This is a genomic window from Haloarcula limicola (assembly GCF_010119205.1).
Lineage (GTDB): Archaea > Halobacteriota > Halobacteria > Halobacteriales > Haloarculaceae > Haloarcula > Haloarcula limicola.
Window position 1 is genome coordinate 1737929 of sequence record NZ_WRXM01000001.1, and the last position, 16566, is coordinate 1754494.

The 16566-nt window shown below is 66.5% G+C and carries 17 protein-coding genes; 7 read left to right on the plus strand and 10 right to left on the minus strand.

Annotated features, from left to right (window positions below; genetic code table 11):
• Positions 1 to 82 precede the first annotated feature (82 nt).
• Both GO488_RS08965 and GO488_RS08970 read right to left on the minus strand, forming a co-directional pair.
• Positions 83 to 661: a DUF7090 family protein gene (locus tag GO488_RS08965; RefSeq protein ID WP_162317415.1), complete on the minus strand. Its 579-nt coding sequence runs from the start codon at positions 659 to 661 to the stop codon at positions 83 to 85.
• 537 nt (positions 662 to 1198) lie between these two features.
• On the minus strand, positions 1199 to 1642 hold the full coding sequence (locus GO488_RS08970) for a DUF2391 family protein (RefSeq protein ID WP_162317416.1): 444 nt from the start codon (positions 1640 to 1642) through the stop codon (positions 1199 to 1201).
• Between the two features lie 94 nt (positions 1643 to 1736).
• Between GO488_RS08970 and GO488_RS08975 the strand changes: the two genes are divergently transcribed.
• Positions 1737 to 2420: a class I SAM-dependent methyltransferase gene (locus GO488_RS08975; protein ID WP_162317417.1), complete on the plus strand. Its 684-nt coding sequence runs from the start codon at positions 1737 to 1739 to the stop codon at positions 2418 to 2420.
• An 81-nt stretch (positions 2421 to 2501) separates the two neighbouring features.
• Positions 2502 to 3506, plus strand: a complete 1005-nt coding sequence (locus tag GO488_RS08980) for an AI-2E family transporter (RefSeq protein WP_162317418.1) — start codon at positions 2502 to 2504, stop codon at positions 3504 to 3506.
• Positions 3507 to 3536: 30 nt separating this feature from the next.
• Here GO488_RS08980 and GO488_RS08985 read toward each other — a convergent pair whose 3' ends face one another.
• Entirely contained in the window at positions 3537 to 4322 is a 786-nt protein-coding gene (locus GO488_RS08985) for a sulfurtransferase (protein ID WP_162317419.1), read from the minus strand.
• A gap of 266 nt (positions 4323 to 4588) precedes the next feature.
• Between GO488_RS08985 and GO488_RS08990 the strand changes: the two genes are divergently transcribed.
• Positions 4589 to 5443 (plus strand): sulfurtransferase, encoded by an 855-nt coding sequence (locus GO488_RS08990; RefSeq protein ID WP_162317420.1) that lies wholly within the window; start codon positions 4589 to 4591, stop codon positions 5441 to 5443.
• A gap of 145 nt (positions 5444 to 5588) precedes the next feature.
• Here GO488_RS08990 and GO488_RS08995 read toward each other — a convergent pair whose 3' ends face one another.
• Positions 5589 to 5858 carry a DUF7571 family protein gene (locus GO488_RS08995; RefSeq protein WP_162317421.1) on the minus strand — a complete coding sequence of 90 codons (270 nt, stop codon included), beginning with the start codon at positions 5856 to 5858 and terminating at the stop codon, positions 5589 to 5591.
• A gap of 98 nt (positions 5859 to 5956) precedes the next feature.
• Between GO488_RS08995 and GO488_RS09000 the strand changes: the two genes are divergently transcribed.
• The 3 genes from GO488_RS09000 to GO488_RS09010 all read left to right on the plus strand — a co-directional run bounded on the left by GO488_RS09000 (position 5957) and on the right by GO488_RS09010 (position 9407).
• Complete coding sequence (locus tag GO488_RS09000) at positions 5957 to 6307, plus strand: WNWW family protein (RefSeq protein ID WP_479682643.1); 351 nt, start codon at positions 5957 to 5959, stop codon at positions 6305 to 6307.
• A 361-nt stretch (positions 6308 to 6668) separates the two neighbouring features.
• Positions 6669 to 7358: an SOUL family heme-binding protein gene (locus GO488_RS09005; RefSeq protein ID WP_162317423.1), complete on the plus strand. Its 690-nt coding sequence runs from the start codon at positions 6669 to 6671 to the stop codon at positions 7356 to 7358.
• A gap of 93 nt (positions 7359 to 7451) precedes the next feature.
• Complete coding sequence (locus GO488_RS09010; RefSeq protein ID WP_162317424.1) at positions 7452 to 9407, plus strand: PAS domain S-box protein; 1956 nt, start codon at positions 7452 to 7454, stop codon at positions 9405 to 9407.
• Between the two features lie 96 nt (positions 9408 to 9503).
• Here GO488_RS09010 and GO488_RS09015 read toward each other — a convergent pair whose 3' ends face one another.
• The 4 genes from GO488_RS09015 to GO488_RS09030 all read right to left on the minus strand — a co-directional run bounded on the left by GO488_RS09015 (position 9504) and on the right by GO488_RS09030 (position 13864).
• Positions 9504 to 10748, minus strand: coding sequence for a hypothetical protein (locus GO488_RS09015; RefSeq protein WP_162317425.1), 1245 nt, complete (start codon positions 10746 to 10748; stop codon positions 9504 to 9506).
• A gap of 47 nt (positions 10749 to 10795) precedes the next feature.
• Complete coding sequence (locus GO488_RS09020) at positions 10796 to 12079, minus strand: MBL fold metallo-hydrolase (RefSeq protein ID WP_162317426.1); 1284 nt, start codon at positions 12077 to 12079, stop codon at positions 10796 to 10798.
• A 134-nt stretch (positions 12080 to 12213) separates the two neighbouring features.
• On the minus strand, positions 12214 to 12381 hold the full coding sequence (locus GO488_RS09025) for a ribbon-helix-helix protein, CopG family (protein ID WP_162317427.1): 168 nt from the start codon (positions 12379 to 12381) through the stop codon (positions 12214 to 12216).
• 94 nt (positions 12382 to 12475) lie between these two features.
• The gene (locus tag GO488_RS09030; protein ID WP_162317428.1) at positions 12476 to 13864 is read right to left on the minus strand and encodes a sugar porter family MFS transporter; all 1389 of its coding nucleotides are present in this window, start codon (positions 13862 to 13864) and stop codon (positions 12476 to 12478) included.
• A gap of 239 nt (positions 13865 to 14103) precedes the next feature.
• Here GO488_RS09030 and GO488_RS09035 point away from each other — a divergent pair, with 239 nt between their 5' ends.
• Positions 14104 to 14406, plus strand: coding sequence for a cupin domain-containing protein (locus GO488_RS09035; RefSeq protein ID WP_162317429.1), 303 nt, complete (start codon positions 14104 to 14106; stop codon positions 14404 to 14406).
• 31 nt (positions 14407 to 14437) lie between these two features.
• On the opposite strand, the gene GO488_RS09040 is transcribed toward GO488_RS09035, so the two are convergent.
• Together GO488_RS09040 and GO488_RS09045 are read right to left on the minus strand one after the other, a co-directional pair.
• Positions 14438 to 15523 (minus strand): hemolysin family protein, encoded by a 1086-nt coding sequence (locus GO488_RS09040; RefSeq protein ID WP_162317430.1) that lies wholly within the window; start codon positions 15521 to 15523, stop codon positions 14438 to 14440.
• A 47-nt stretch (positions 15524 to 15570) separates the two neighbouring features.
• Positions 15571 to 16512: an oxidoreductase gene (locus GO488_RS09045; RefSeq protein WP_162317431.1), complete on the minus strand. Its 942-nt coding sequence runs from the start codon at positions 16510 to 16512 to the stop codon at positions 15571 to 15573.
• Positions 16513 to 16566 lie beyond the last annotated feature (54 nt).

Genomic DNA, 16566 nt, shown 5'->3' on the forward strand with positions numbered 1-16566 from the left:
GTCGGATAACGGTGGTCGATTTAGACGAGAACGTACCGCTCGGTCATCCGAGACGCAGGTCAGACGACGGTCGCTCGTTCGGTCAGAACTCGCTCGTGACGGTGCCGTCCTCGGCGAGTTCGATGACGCCGTCGAAGCGCTCGCGGAACGCCGCCACCGTCTCGTCGTCGTGCACCTCGTCGGCGAGGTGGAACAGGCCGACGGCGTCGTACTCCTCCAGCAGTTCGAGGATGTCGGCGACGGCCTCCAAGGCGCGTTCCTCGTCGGCGTAGTAGATGAGCTCCGTGACCGAGTCGAAGCTCACGCGCAGCTTGCCGTCGTGCTCTTTCAGAAACGCCTCCGTCTCCTCGACGATTCCCTCCAGGTCGTCCGGCGCGGAGGCGTAGCGGACGTTCTCGGACTGGCGGCGGGTGTATCCCCGCTCGACCGAGAGCGTATCGAGGATGCTCGCGCTCTCCTCGTCGACCTCGTAGTACTCTAGCTTCTGCTTGACTTCGCGGGCGGTGGTTCGAGTCGAGATGACCAGCATCGCGTCGGTGTCCGTCGCGAGGAACTCCGTGTCGATCCGGTCCGTCTCGCCCGTACTCGGGTGCAAGAGGAGGATGCCGGTCCCGCCCTCGACGCTGTCTGGCGTGTTGTCGATAGCCAGCGTATACTCCATATGACCGGGAAAGCGGGGGGACGCGCATTAAGTCTGCGGGTCTCGCTAGCTATCGGTGGTGCTGGGAGTGGTCTCTGAGTCGGAACTGGCAGTTAGAACGGGCGAGACTGACAGAAATCCCCGCTAGCAATGGTCGATGATCGTGAGGTGATCGAGAGCAAAGAAACTGACAACAGCCAGAAAGCCCCCGGTCGCTCGATTGCCGGGACTCGCTGTGGTCCTCGGCCTTCGGCCTGCGGTCCTTGCTTCGTCCGGGCTAATCGAGCGACCGGCCCCTTTCGGTCCCGCCTGATTGAATGTTCCACGAGGCGGGACCGAAAGGGGCGGCAGGCTACGCGAACCCCGACGTTCGCAAGATCGAAGCTCTTGCGCAGCCCATCAGAAATCTTCGATTTCTGAGGACGACGCAAGCACTGGACCGAGCGACTGGAAGGAGCGAGGGAAGCGCACAGCGAGTCGCGGGAGTGCAACTGGCCGGGGCTTTCTGGCTGTTCGCAACGCGACCGACGGTAGCGATTCACCGACCAAACACGATTCCTAGAACACGCTGTCGGCGGTGGCGGCTCCGACGACGCTGAAGATGGCACCGACCGCGACGGCCTTCAGGGTCGTCACGGCGACGGCCATTCGCGTGGGGTTTTTCAGAATCTCGTTGTCGACGAGGAAGGCATCGGGGGCGGTGAAGACGAACGCCAGAACCACCACGGAGCCGAAGGAGACGAGCATCAGCGAGACGAAGCGGACGGGGATGCCGGCGACCTCCGCCTCGCGTTCGATCTCGCGGTCGGCGTCGGCCTTGTACAGCGCCCCGTAACCGATCGCGAAGACGATGGCGGCCACGAGCACGGCGTGGAACACCGTCATGTTCGCCGCCAGCACCCACACCTCCTCGGTGACGACGAACGGCCCGGCGAGCAGGAATCCCCCCACCACCTGCTGGGCGGTGTCGGCGAGTCGATAGCGGCGACGTCGACGGCGCATATCAGTTCGTGGCCATCCGGCGGTAAAACGTTCTCGGACTGTCGGGAAAGCGCGAGTCGAAGGGCGTTTTGCCCCGGCCACCCCATCCGAAACCATGAGCGTCAGCGACGAGTTCGACGACTGGGCGGCGCGGGGGAAAGACCGGGGGATGGAGGACCGACACTGGCACACCGCGAAGCACGTCCTCGCGCGGATGCCCGTCGAGGCCGGCGACACCGTCCTCGATCTGGGCTGTGGCAGCGGCTACGCTGGCCGCGCGCTGAAGGAGACGAAAGACGCCGGCCGAGCCTACGGCATCGACGCCTCGCCGTCGATGGCCGCGAACGCCCGGTCGTACACCGACGACCCGGACGTGGGCTACCTCGTCGGCGACTTCGAGCGCCTCCCCTTCGAGTCCGACAGCGTGGACCACTGCTTCTCGATGGAGGCGTTCTACTACGCGAGCGACCCCGACGAGGTCTTAGCGGAGGTGGCGCGAGTCCTTCGGCCCGGTGGCACCTTCCACTGCGCGGTGAACTACTACGAGGGGAACGTCCACTCGCACGGCTGGGACGACCTCGTGGACGTACCGATGACCCGCTGGAGCGCCGCCGAGTACCGAGAGGCCTTCCGCGAGGCGGGGCTCTCGGTTGCGGTACAAGACAACGTCCCCGACCGCGAGATCGAGATCCCGCCCGAGAGCGATTTCCCGACCGACGAGTGGGAGACCCGCGAGGCGATGGTCGAGCGCTACCGGGAGTTCGGGACGCTCGTCACCGTCGGCGTCGCTCCCGAATAGCCGGTCCCGACCGCCCACCGCCTCGGACACGGGAGGCGTGCTCGCAGGAACGCTTTAGTCACCCGCTCGGAAAGGTAGGGCGTGGTTACGCAGCAGCGACGGTACGTGCTCGCGGGCTTGCTCGTCGGACTGGGACTGCTGACGACGGTCCTCCTGTCGACCGTGTTGGCGACCGTCTTCTTCGCGATAACCGTCGCTTACGTCCTCTTTCCGCTCTCGGAGTGGTTCGCCGGTCACGGGCTCTCCGAGCGGCTCGCGGCGGCGGTGACGACCGTCGTCGCCTTCGTCGGCGGGTCGCTCGTCCTCCTCCCGCCGGTCGCCGTGCTGTACTTCCGCCGCCGCGATCTCCTCGGATTTCTCCGACAGATCCCCGACTCGGTGACGCTCGCCTTCGGCGAGATGCGTTACACCGTCGACATCGGGGTGGTGCTGACGGACGCCGTCGGTTTCCTCGGGAGTTTCGCGGTCAGTCTGGCCAGCGCGGCCCCGATCCTCGCGCTGAAGGTCGTGCTGTTCACGATCCTCGTCTACGCGATGCTGTGGCAGCCGAGCGCCCCCGGTCACGTCGTGTACCGGACGGTTCCGAAACCGTATCACGACGTCGTCACTCGGTTCCACGAACGCCTGCGCGGAACGCTGTACGCCCTCTACGTCCTGCAGGCGGCGACGGCCTTCGGGACGTTCGTGATGGCGTGGGTCGTCTTCGCGCTGCTGGGCTATCGGAGCGCGTTCTCGCTCGCTGTCGTCGCCGGCATCCTCCAGTTCGTCCCCGTCGTCGGGCCGAGCGTGGTGGTCGTCGCCATCGCCGCCGCCGACGCGGTCATGGGCGACTTCGTCGGCGCGGTGCTGGTGACCGTGCTGGGACTCGTTCTCGTCGGCTTCCTCCCCGACGCGGTCATCCGGCCGCGACTCGCCCGCTACACGACCGGAATGCCGGCCAGTCTCTACTTCGTCGGTTTCACCGGCGGCGTGCTGTCGCTCGGGCTGGTCGGGTTCATCGCGGGGCCGGTCGTCGTCGCGCTCCTGGTCGAGGCGGCGAACCTACTGGCCGAGGAGCGCGGGCCGGAACAGCAGCAGTTGTCGTAAACGGGGGACCGAAAGTCGGACGACCTCGTTTCACTCACTCTCGTCGGTTTCCAGCGGCCGGTTCTCCTCCTCCCACTCGGTGAGGCTGCCCTCGTAGAAATCGACGTCCTCGAAGCCCAGATGCCGGAGGACGACGTAGGTGTGGCTGATGCGCCGGGCCGTGTTGCAGTAGAGGACGATCCGCTTCTCGGGGACGATGCCCGCCGATTCGAGGACGGCCAGCGCGTCCTCGCGCGGGAGGATGCCGCGGGTCTCGTCGTCGACGAGGTCGCGCCAGTCCAGCAGCACCGCGCCGGGGATGTGACCCGCGGCGTACTCCTCGTCCTCGCGGGTGTCGACGAGGACGGCGTCGGGGTCGTCCGCGGCGTCGGCCACCGTCTCGGCGTCCACGAGCGGCGTCGTCTCCGGCGGCGAGACGCCGTACTCCGTCGGCTCGACGTCGGGGGCCTCGCTCTCCGTCTCGCGTTCGAGCTGCCAGCTGGAGAAGTCGCCGTCGAGTAAGTGGAGTCGTTCGGGGTCGTGACCGAGCAGCTCGGCGGTGACGAGAAACCGCGCCGCGAAGACGCCGTGGTGGTCGTCGTAGGCCAGTATCTCGCTGTCGGCGTCGATGCCCGCCTCCGAGAGCAGGGCGGCCCACTCGTCGTCGCTCGGCAGCATCCCCTCGCCGCCGGAGCCGGTCCGGAACTCGTCGAAGGGGACGTTCACGGCCCCCGGCAGGTGACCGAGGCCGTCGTATTCCCAGCCGTCCCGAACGTCGACGATGCGCAGGTCCGCGCCCTGGTCGGCGACCCACGACGCGGAGACGATGTCTGTCATCGCCCGTCCGTTCCCGCTCCGCCCGCTTGAAGACTCTCATCGGGACCGGTCGAAGGTGCTGGCAACTGTTGCCGCCTGTGTCGAGACTCGGTTGCCGAAATCGGCGAAACGGCTACTTCGTCCCTCGTTCCGTGCCGCTCGGCGGCGCTGGTCCCTGGCGTGCGTTCGCGCGATAGAGGCAACATATGCCGTCAGGGGGGAGGAGTGGTCGTACATGCCGACACTCGTGGTAATATATGGGTGGTGGACCAACGGTTCAACGCACTATGAGTGAATACGCCAACGACGTGCTCGTCACGGCCGACTGGGTCAGCGAGCGCTTAGACGAGTTCCAGAGCGACGACTCTGACCTCCGTCTCGCGGAGGTCGACGTCGACACGGAGCTCTACGACGAGAGTCATATCCCCGGAGCAATCGGCTTCAACTGGGAGACAGACCTCCAGGACCAGACCACGCGGGACATCCTCTCGAAGGAGGACTTCGAGGACCTGCTCGGCTCCAACGGCATCAGCGAGGACTCCACCGTCGTACTGTACGGCGACAACTCCAACTGGTTCGCCGCCTACACCTACTGGCAGTTCAAGTACTACGGCCACGACGACGTCAAGCTCCTCGACGGCGGCCGCGAATACTGGGTCGAGAACGACTACGAACTCACCGACGAGGTCCCCGAGTTCTCGGAAGTCGACTACGACGCCTCCGGCCCGCGCGAGTCCATCCGCGCGTACCGCGACGACGTCGAGCACGCCATCGAGCGCGACGTCCCGCTCGTCGACGTCCGCTCGCCCGAGGAATACTCCGGCGAGATCCTCGCGCCCCCCGGACTGCAGGAGACCGCCCAGCGCGGCGGCCACATCCCCGGTGCCGAGAACATCTCGTGGGCGGCCGTGACCAACGACGACGGCACGTTCAAGAGCTACGACGAACTCGAAGAGCTCTACGCCGAACACGGCATCGACGGCGACTCGACGACGGTGGCTTACTGCCGCATCGGCGAGCGCTCCTCCGTCGCGTGGTTCGCGCTCCACGAACTGCTCGGCTACGACGACACCATCAACTACGATGGCTCGTGGACCGAGTGGGGCAACCTCGTCGGCGCGCCGATCGAGAAAGGCAACTAAGCCACGACTTCGACCATTTTTCTGCGAGTCGATAATCGATCAACCGCCGTACGGCCGGTGTCGGGCCGTCCGCTATCTGCTACCCTCGGTATCGGAGAGTGACGCCACCGGCCGAAAAAATATCGATCGTGAAGGTCCCGACCGCTCAGAGCGACACGGAAGTTCGGTTCCAACCGGGGTCGTTCCCGGTGCGGTCGAGGAGATCGGCCCGACACGCCGGACAGTAGTCCGGAGTGGTCGATTCGCTCCGAGGGACGTACACCGCGCCGCCGCACTCCACGCACGCGTCTGCAACGATAGTCGTGCAGTCCGCACAGACGTTGAAGTCGTCGACTGTGAGGTCGCGCAGGGGTTCGAGTTGTTTCTGCAGGTGGTACTCGTCGATGACCGACTGGCAGTTGTGGCACGGTTTCATGGCGGTGCACGTTGCACCATGTTAGCACACTATAAATAGCTACGTCCCGGAGTGGACGGATTTCAGACGGTACTGGAAGTAGCCGCCGGTCGAAGCCGGTGTCGGCTTACCGGGCAGGAACACGGCGGCCATACGTTCAAGACTACAGCGCCCTTTCGAGTACTGTGGACCGACAGGAACTCGAAGCGGCGCTCCGCGAGCAGTTCGGCGACGAGGACGACCTCGCCGCCGTCGTCGCGCGGCAGGCACGGGACCTCGCGGACGCTCGGCAGTTCGAGGCCGACTTCGACGACGAGCTGACCGTCGAGACGGTCGTCCGGAACTTGCGGGACGCTCCCGAGGACTACTCGCTCGTCGAGCGGTGGAACTGGTGGCTGGGCGCGCTCGACCTCTCTCACGGCGGCTACGCTCGCTTCAGCGTCCGCCCGGACGTCGATACGCGCTCGTAACTCTCCGAACCGAGAAACGTTTCGAACCGGTCGACGGTTCGAGCGGGGACCGCACTGCCAGCGTTAGAATACGTCGAAGCCGTGTGCCTCTCGTGCGTGGTCGAGGAGGTCGTCCGTGGTGTCGAACTCCTCGCCGCAACTGCACGTGTGGTACGTTGTCGGGGGTTGCTGGCTTGTCGCCATGACGTCCTTACGTTATCGACCAATCATAATAATTGTTTGTGTGGTTGTGGTACGCAAACTCACACGAGTGGTCTTCTCACGGCGGAGCGGCCCCAGCCCCCCGAATTTCTGATTTCGCCGCGCTGCCGTCCTGTTGTCGCGTCTATAGATTTTTGCCGCTCGGCGGCGTAGTCCGGCTATGACTTCGCGAACCAGGGCCGCACTCGGGACGCTCGCCGCCGCACTCGCGCTGTGGGTGGGATGGGGACTGTACGTCACTCGTTCGGCCGAACGAGTCCCCTACGAGACGGTGGAGCGACTCGACGGCGTCGAGATACGCCACTATCCGCAGACGGTGCTCGTCGAGACGACTGCACCCAGCGCGAACGCCGCGTTCCGACGGCTCTTCCGGTACATCTCGGGCGCGAACGAGGGGAACGAGGGCGTCGAGATGACCGCGCCGGTCGAGACCGACGAGGCGACTGTCGGGATGACCGCGCCGGTTCGGATCGGTACCGACATCTCGATGACGACGCCGGTCCGCACGGACGGGGACGACGGCGAGGCGGGGGGCGTGCGCATGGCGTTCTACCTCCCGGCGTCCTACACCCCGGCGACCGCACCGGTGCCGACCGACCCGTCCGTCCGACTGGTCGTCGACCCGCCGCGGACGGCCGCCGTCCGCGAGTTCGGCTGGTACGCCACCGACGGCCGCGTCGCCCGCGAACGCGAGGCGCTCTTCGAGACGCTCGCCGAGCGGGGGATCGAGACGCGCGGCGACCCGACGCTGCTCCAGTACAACGACCCGTGGACGCCGCCCTTCATGCGCCGCAACGAGGTCGAGGTGACCGTCGACGAGCGGTCGTTCCCGAGCGGGGGCGAGACGTAGTCAGCGCCGGCGACCGCTATCAGCCTTTGATATGCCGCCCATAGAGTCATAGTGGTCGACGCGGTACTCTCGCGCGACGCGTCGCCACCGACCATGACGGACCCCGATTTCGAGTCCCGCGAACGCTACCGAGAGCGGGTGTACGAGGCCTTCGCCGACAGACGTCGCCCCTTCGAGGACGCCATCGAGGCGGCGCTCTCGGCCGGTCGAGAGCGTCTGGACGTCGAACTGGGATTTCTCACGCAGATCGTCGACGACGTCCAGCGGATCGAGCAGACGGTCGGCGACCACGACCGCATCCGCCCGGGCGAGCGGTGCCCGCTCGGCGTTGCCTACTGCCGCCGGACGGTCGAACTGGAGGGGAACCTGAGCGTGCAGGACGCGCGGGCGTCCTCGTCCATCGCCGAGGCGGCCTACGAGACGTTCGAACTCGGGTCGTACATCGGGAGCCGAGTCGTCGCGAACGGCGACGTCTACGGCACCGTCTGCTTCGCCGACGGCGACGAACGGGACGCCCCCTTCTCCGAGGCGGAGGAACTGTTCGTCGAACTCGTCACCCGACTCGTCGGCCGCGGCATCGAACGCCGCGAGTACGACCGCGAACGCGCCGAGCGGACGGCCGACCTCCGCGCGGAGAAGCGCCGTTTCGAGGGAATCGCCCAAAACAGCTTCGACGTTCTCTTTCGAGTCGATACCGACGGTCGGTTCACCTACGTCTCCGAGGCGGTCGAGCGGGTGCTCGGCTACGAACCCGACCGGCTCGTCGGTGAGCTGTTCACACAGCACATGACCTCGTCCGGTGTCACCGACGCCCTCAACGCGTTCTCCCGCCTGCTGGAGGGGACCGCTGTCGAACAGCTCGAACTGACCTTCGACCATCGGGACGGCTCCGAAGTCGTCGTCGAACTCAACGCGACGCCGGTGATCGAGGAAGGGGCCGTCACGGCGATACAGGGCGTCGGCCGGGACGTCACCGAACGCAAGGAGCGAGAGGCGGAACTCCGCGTGCGGACGCGAGCGATGGACGAGGCGGAGGTTCCCATCACGCTCGCCGACGCGACCGAGCCGGACGACCCGATAATCTACGTGAACGAAGCCTTCGAGGCGGTTACCGGGTACAGCGAGACGGACGTGCTCGGCGAGAACCTCCGACTACTGCAAGGGCCGAAGACCGACCCCGAGACGGTCGCGATGCTCCGCGAGGGGGTCGAAGCGCAGCGCCCGGTCACGACGGAGCTACTCAACTACCGCCGCGACGGCTCTCCGTTCTGGAACCGCATGACGATCACGCCCATCGAAGACGAGACCGGGACGGTCACGCACTTCCTCGGCTTCCAGCAGGAAGTGACCGAGCGAAAGCGAAGCGAACAGCTCGTCGGCCTCCTGAACCGGGTGCTCCGACACAACCTCCGCAACGAGCTGACAGTCATCCAGGGGTACGCCGAGTTCGTCGGGGACCCGCCGTCGGATATCGACGTCGGGGAGCGAATCCGACGACCGGTGGATCGGCTGGTGGAGTTGAGCGAGCGGGCGCACGAACTGGAGACCTACGCCGCGCGGGACGCCCGCCCGACTCGCATCGACACCGCTGCGCTCCTCGAATCGGTCGCCGTCGACCACCGGGAGCGGGTTCCAGCGGCGACGGTCATCGTCGAAGACGGGACGGCCTCCGACGTCTGTGCCGGCGCGGAACTGGAACGGGCCGTCGACGAACTGGTGACGAACGCGCTGGTCCACGACCCCGCTCCGGACACCACCGTCCGCCTCACCGCCCGCTCGTCCGACGAGTGGGTCGAGGTAGTCGTCGCCGACGACGGTCCCGGTATCCCCTCGATGGAAGCCGCGGTCGTCGAGGCCGGCGAGGAGACGGCGCTGCAACACGGTAAGGGGCTGGGCCTATGGCTCGTCAACTGGATCGTCACCCGCTACGGCGGCTCGTTCCAGATCGCGGGCGAGGACGGTACCGTCGCCACCCTCCGCCTGCCCGCGATCGGCGAGGACCAGTCGGTCGAAGACGCCGCGCGCCGCCCGACCGTCCTCTTTCGGTGAGGAGACGGCGTGCGGTCGGCGCTTCACAGAGCGGGAGCCGTCAGGGAACCGAGACAGATGCCGGTTCAGGCCCGTTCTGCGCACCGCCATACCCCCTCAGCCTAACGGCTCGCGAAGCGCCCACACGTCGGTCTCGGGAGTCAGGTTCGACGGTTCGGCCCCTCGTGAGGTCAGAATTCCGGCATGGTAGAGCATCGCCTTCAACTGGAAGACGGTCGGTGAGTGGTACACTGCCCCATCTGTCAGCTCGTCTCGCCGGAGTTCGCCGTCGGCGTCGAGGAGTCGACTCCGAACCGCCTCGTCGCCGCGGGCGAACAGCTCGACCGCGAAGGACGGATGGAGTTGGTGAAGGTACTCTACGACCTGTGGGAGCGTCGGTTCAGAGACGCCGTCTTCGTGCAGTTGCTGGAGTTCCTCGACGAGCAGTTGCGTCGCCGGATACGCGTAGACTACCCGGCGAGTCAACATTCCCCACTTCGGCGACAAATCGGCGAATCGCTTTCGAGAGCGCTTCCACTCGTCGAACGTCTGCAAGGCGGTGTCGACAGACCCGTACTCTCTGTGGGCGAATCTGACGACTTCCTTTCCCAGCGGCGTCAACCGAACGCGGTCGGGCCGCTCGTCGACGAGGTCCAGAAACGCGGCACCCGTTCGAGCGCCGTCGACGGCCCTGACGACCCGTTCGGAGAGGATACGCTCCGTTTCGTCGGGATGGTACACCGCCAGCGGATACGCGAGGTAGTTCTTCGGGTGGTTGAGACTGAACGACTTGTCCGCGACGCCCTGTGCGCTCGCCTGAAACCGAATCGCGTCGGTCTCGGTCGTCGTCCGGTTACCGACGAGACGCGGGACCTCGACCGGTTCGACTCCGCCGCTGGCGTCGACGCCGAGGACGCCGACGTTGAGTTCGCGAGCGAGCGTCCGGGCGGACTGAGAGATGGCACCGGCGGGTGCCGCGGCGTAGACGGCGTTCGCCTCGCCGAGTCGGTCGTGTGCCTGAACGATACCACGCTCGACGTCGACGCCACCGCCGTCGGTGTACCCCTTCGCTTCGACGGCGACGAGCGGCGGTTCGTCCCCGAGCCGGTCGACGGCGAGGAGGTCGTCGTCGAGGACGCGGACTCCGACGAGGTCCGGGTATCCCGACCCGACGCGGACGTGATTGAACGGGGCAAGCGTCTCCGTGACGTCTGGGTCGATAGACTCGTTCGCGAGCCACCGTTCGGCGGCGAACTGCGTGTCGGCGACGACGTAGCCGTCGTCGGCGTTCGCCGGGAAGAGGCGGCGCTTCGTGTGTGCGAGAACTTGGGGCTCGGTCAACGAGCCCGCCGCACTTACCATGTCACGCAGTTTCAGGCAGCTGGCTCATGAAGATTCGGCTTCGGGTGCTACACCGTGAGCGAGTCGCCGACCGACGGTGCCGACGCGTCGTATCCCCGCTCGTCGAGTTCCGCGGCGAACGCTTCACAGCGGTCGCCGTGGTTCACCAGAATACGAGCATCGCGGTACTCGTCTAGCAGTTCGAAGAGCCCGTCGCGGTCGGCGTGCGCGGAGAAGTCGTACCACTCGACCTGCGCGCTGACGGGCATCATACGCCCATCAATCTCGGCGCTGCCCGTCTCCAGTAGGTCTCGGCCCGGCGTCCCCTCGACCTGATACCCCGTGAGCGCGACCTTGTTCGTCGGGTTCGAGCGAATCGCAGGAATGTACGTCATCGCCGGGCCGCCGGAGAGCATCCCGCTCGTCGTGACGATGACCGTGTTCTGGTCCGCAATGCGTCTGCGCTGTCCGTCCCGACCGGTGACGAAGCGAGCGTTGGACTTCGCTCGTCGAAGCGACTCCTCGTCGCGGACGAACTCGGGGTGACGGCGGAGCATCTTCGTCACCTCCTTGCCCATCCCGTCGACGTAGCAGTCGACGTCGTTCGCCTCACAGACCAGCAGCATCTCCTGTGTCCGGCCGATAGCGAACGCGGGGACCACGACGGTGCCGCCCTGCCAGACCGTCGTCCGGACGCTCTCGGCGAACTGCGCTTCTATGCGCCGGCGCTCCTCGTGGTGAACGTCGGAGTACGTGCTCTCACAGACGACGACGTCGGCGTCGGGGCGGGCCGTCGAGGCGGCCACCAGCCGCTGGTCCTCGGTGTGGAAATCTGCCGTGTAGAACAGCCGTGTGTCGCCGTCGTCGACGAGGACGTGGGCGCTCCCGGGGATGTGGCCCGCGTTGTAGAACGTCACCTCGTGACCGGCCGCCTCGAACCGCTCTCGATAGCCGTGGGTTTCCGACACCTGCGTGACGCGTCGTACCTCTTCCTCGGTGAACGGGCAGTCGTAAGTGCCGCCGCGGGACCGGTAGTCCCGCGAGCCTCGTCTCGCTCCGCTCGACGAGACGCCGTGTAGCTTGAGCGTATCGCGAGCGAGCGTCAGCGCGAGTTCGCGCGTCGGCGGCGTCCAGTGAATCGGCGGGCGGCGGTCGCCGGACAGCAGGGACGGCACCGATCCGACGTGGTCGAGGTGGCCGTGGCTGACCACGACCGCGTCCGGGTCGGGCGTCTCGACCGGAAACTGCGGTGGGTTCCCGGTCAGCGTCCCGAAGTCGAGGAGGAGGCGGTCGTTGACGAGGAGAGCGCTCCGGCCGACCTCGCGAGCGCCGCCGAGAAAGCGAACGTCCATGTGGCTCTCGGTACCGCCGCGCTCCGTTTGTGTTCGTCGCTTTCCGTTGGACCGGAGTTCCACACGTAGCCCCGCCTTCCCCACCGAGAGTAGAACCCGACGGAACAGCCACCGGTCAGCGGCCGCGGCTCACTTCACTCTCCGTCGCTGTCGCGTGCCTTCAGCCACTCGTCGAGCAGATCCCGGATCGCGGCGTCGCGGTTGTCGCGGTGCTCCTTGAACGCCTTCTCGTCGAGCGCCTCCAGCGCCGCCTCCTCCAGTTCGATTTCGACCTCGTCGAGGTCGAGGAACGACTCGTTCATCGGGTTCGTCTCAGGGAGTGGCCGGATAAATACTCTCGTCAGACGGCCGTCGGGCGCTCGTGTGACGCGGATCGCCGGCGGCGGCCGCGTCCGCTCAGTCAGCGGTTTCGGTGGTGCCGATGTTCTCGCGCAGTTCCGACTCGATTGCCTCCAGGGACCGCCCCTTCGTCTCGGGAACGTACCGGTAGGAGAACAGCAGCGCGGCGAGGCTGAAGACGCCGAACAGCCAGAACGTCTGGGGCTTGCCGGCGTTCGCGGTCAGCATCGGGAACGTCAGCGAGACGAGCAGGTTCGCGCCCCAGTTGGCGACGGTGACCAGCCCCATCGCGCCGCCGCGGACCGCGAGCGGATAGATCTCGGAGATGAGGAGCCAGAACACGGGACCCAGTCCGATGGCGAAGAAGGCGACGAACAGCATCAGGCTGCCCGTGGCGAGGACCCCCTGCATGTCGCCGAACCCGGGGAGGTAAAACACCGCGCCGAGGGCGACCAGCGTCGCGATCATCCCGCCGATACCCGTCAGCAGGAGGCGGCGGCGGCCGACGCGGTCGATGAGCGCGATGGCGACGACGGTGGCGGCGACGTTGATCGCGCCGATGCCGACCGTGGCGAGGATGGAGGTCACGTCGCCGAAGCCGGTCGATTCGAGCACGGTCGGCGCGTAGTACATCACCGCGTTGATGCCCGTGATCTGCTGGAAGACGGCCAGCCCGAGACCGACGACGAGCGCCGGGCGGAGCCACGGTTTCAGGAGCTCTCGGATGCCGGTGTCAGACTGCTTCTCGACGGTCTCCTCGATCTCGGCGAGTTCCTCGTCGATGTCGCCCTGTCGGGTCCGCTGGAGGACGGCCGCGGCCTCATCTTCGCGGCCGTGTTCGAACAGCCAGCGGGGGCTCTCGGGCATCTTCAGCATCCCGATTGCGAGGACGACGGCGGGGATCATCCCAGTGCCGAGCATCCAGCGCCACGCGCCGGCGTCGGCGAACGCGAAGTTGACGAAGTAGGAGACGAGGATGCCGACGGTGACCATCAACTGGTTCAGCGAGGTGAGCGACCCGCGGATGCGCGGGGGCGCGATCTCGGAGATGTAAAGCGGCCCGACGATGGAGGCGAAACCGATGGCGACGCCGTCGATCAGCCGCCCGGCGACGAGCACCGGGACGGTGGGAGCGACGGCCATCGTGAGCGAGCCGACGAAGAAGACGGCCGCGCCGAGTAAGATGAGTCGTTTCCGTCCCAGCGTGTCGGCCAGCCTCCCGCCGAGGGCCGCGCCCGCCGCCGCGCCGGCCATCGCGCCGCTCATCACGATGCCCTCGACCAGCGGCGACATGGCGAACGTGTCGTTGATGTAGAGGAACGCCCCCGAGATGATGCCCGTGTCGAACCCGAACAGCAGGCCGTTCAGCGCGGCCAGCGCGGACGAGAGGTAGATGAACCGATCTCCGCCGCCGCGCAGAACGCTCCGGATGTCGGCTGTAGACATGGTGTACGATCTCTACGTTGTTCGATACGGCTTATGAATCGTTCGAAGCTATCAGTAATGGATAATATATTAGAACCGCTCACGTCCCTCGATATTGTCCATAATCTATGTCTTTTATAATATGTTATGCCTTATCTATCTTCACGGATTTTTGATGTATCGAGCGCTGACGGCGGACAGCAGGACCCGGCCGTTCGCAGTTCCGAAACCGACACGTCGCCGCCGTGCGACCGTCCGGCATGGAGCGAACGCGTCTCGACTTCGACCGCTACTTCGAGGTCGTCATGGAGACGGAGGAGGCGCAGGTCGCGGAGATGACGGTCGGCCCCGGCGAGCACGTCGGCGGCCCCGACAACTACCACGCCGACAGCGACCAGTGGCTGTTCGTCGTCTCGGGAACGGGCGTGGTAACCGTCGACGGCGAGGAAGAGCGCGTCGAGACGGGCGACTTGCTCCGCATCGACTCGGGCGAGCGCCACGGCATCGAGAACGGCGGCGAGGCACCGCTACAGACGCTCAACCTCTACACGCCGCCGCGTTAGTCGGTCGGAGCGACTCGCGAACTCGACCGCGTCACTCCACGCCGGCTTTCGCGTCCATCGGGTCCTGGATGTCGCCGACCACTTCCTCCAGCAGGTCGGTGACGGTGATCATCCCGACGACCTCGCCGTCCTCGACGACGAAAGCCAGCTCCTGGTTCTCGGCCTGAAATCGGTCGATCGCGTCGCTGACCGACGTGTCGGCAGTCACCGTCATCGGCGGTGCGGCGACCTCCTCGAGGTCGACGTCGGAGAGAGGGGTCCCCTCTCTGGCGTCCTCGTCCTGCTTTCTGAACAGTTCCGGGACGTAGACGATGCCGAGGAACTCGTCCAATCCGCCGTCGACGAGCGGATACCGCGTGTGTGGCGTCTCGGCGACGCGGTGGGCGTTCGCCTCGCCGTCGTCGGTGAGCGACAGCGAGACGATGTCCGCCGCCGGGACCATCACGTCCCGGACCTCGCGGTCGCCCACCTGGAACGCGGCCAGCACCTCCTCTCGGCGTTCCTCGGGGATGTCGCCCTGCGAGAGGATGCTGTCGAGTTCGTTGCGCAGTTCCGCGCGGGACTCGATGGAGTCCATCTCGGTTTCGAGCCACGCGCCGGTCATCTCGACGCCGAACAGCTTCAGCGTCCACTTCGCGACGGCGTCGCCGAGCGTGATGATCGGCGAGATGATCCAGTTGAACCAGTACAGCGGCTTCGCGCCGTACCGACAGACGAACCGCGCTCGCTCGACGCCGAGATACGTCGGCGTCTGCTCGCCGTGGGTCAGGTGGACGAGGTTGATGATGAGGAAGGCGATACCGGCACCGAGCCCGATACCGGCCAGTCGGGACCCGGCGAATATCGGCTCGAATATCGCCGCGAGGGCGGGTTCGGCGACGATACCGACCGCGATAGAGGACGCCGTGATGCCGACCTGGCAGGTGGTGAGATAGATCTCCAGATTGTTCGTCATCTCCCACGCGCGTTCCAGCGCCGGGTGACCGTCGCCGATGAACTCCTCTTCGCTGAACTGCCTGGCCCGGGTCAACGCGAACTCGATGGCGACGAAGAATCCGTTGGCGAGGATGAGCGCCAACCCGGCCAACAGTCTGGCGACGATTACAGGGGTTTCCATCGACTTCGGCTTGTCCTTCGCGGGCCGAAAAAGGTGTGGTTGCGCGCTCAGAGCGCCTCGAAGTCGTACGCGACGCCGGTCAGTTCCTCGGAGACGTCCCAGAGACGTTCGGCGTCGGCCTCGTCTCGGGAGGCCTCGCTGGACTGCTGGAACTCCGGCGAACCGCGCATGTCCATGAGGCCGCCGGGACCGACGTACTCGCCGCCGATGACGGTGTCGGCCGTCGCCGCGTACAGCATCGGCAACGCGCCCTGCTCGGCGGACTGGGCGAGGACGGCGTTGGCCACTTGCATTCCGAGCATCCGCAGCGACGACCCGCTCTCCCGGGGGCCGCGGAACTGGAGTTCTGTGTCGGCGTAGCCCGGGTGACAGGCGACGCTGAGCAGGTCGCTCACGCCGTGCTCGTCCAGTCGCCGTTCGAGTTCGTAGGCGAAGAGGAGGTTCGCCAGCTTGCTCTGGCCGTAGGCGTCCCACTTGTCGTACTCTCGCTCCGATTGGAGGTCCGCGAAGTCCATCTCGCCCTGTTCGTGCAGCCCCGAGGACTGCGTGACGATGCGGGACTCGCCCTCGCTCGCTCGGAGTGCCGGCAGGAGGTGGCCGGTGAGTGCGAAGTGACCCAGATGGTTGACGCCCAGTTGCATCTCGAAGCCGTCGGCCGTCTCCTGTCGCGGGATCGCCATCACGCCGGCGTTGTTACAGAGGACGTCGACGCCGTCGTAGGCCTCCCCGAGACCGTCGGCGAACGCGGCGACGCTCTCCAGATCGGCGAGGTCGCACTCGCGGACGTCCAGGTCCGCGTCGTCGACCGACTGCCGAATCTCCGCGGCGGCTTCTCGACCCCGTTCGAGGCTCCGACACGCCATCACGACGCTCGCGCCCCGCCGGGCGAACGCCTCGGTCCCCTCGAAGCCGAGGCCGCTGTTGGCCCCGGTGACGACGACGGTCTCTCCCTCTAGCGACGGCATCTCGGCGGCGGTCCAACCGGACATGGGAGACGGTTCGGGTCGGACACACAGAAACCCGTCGGCCCGCCCAGCAGGACA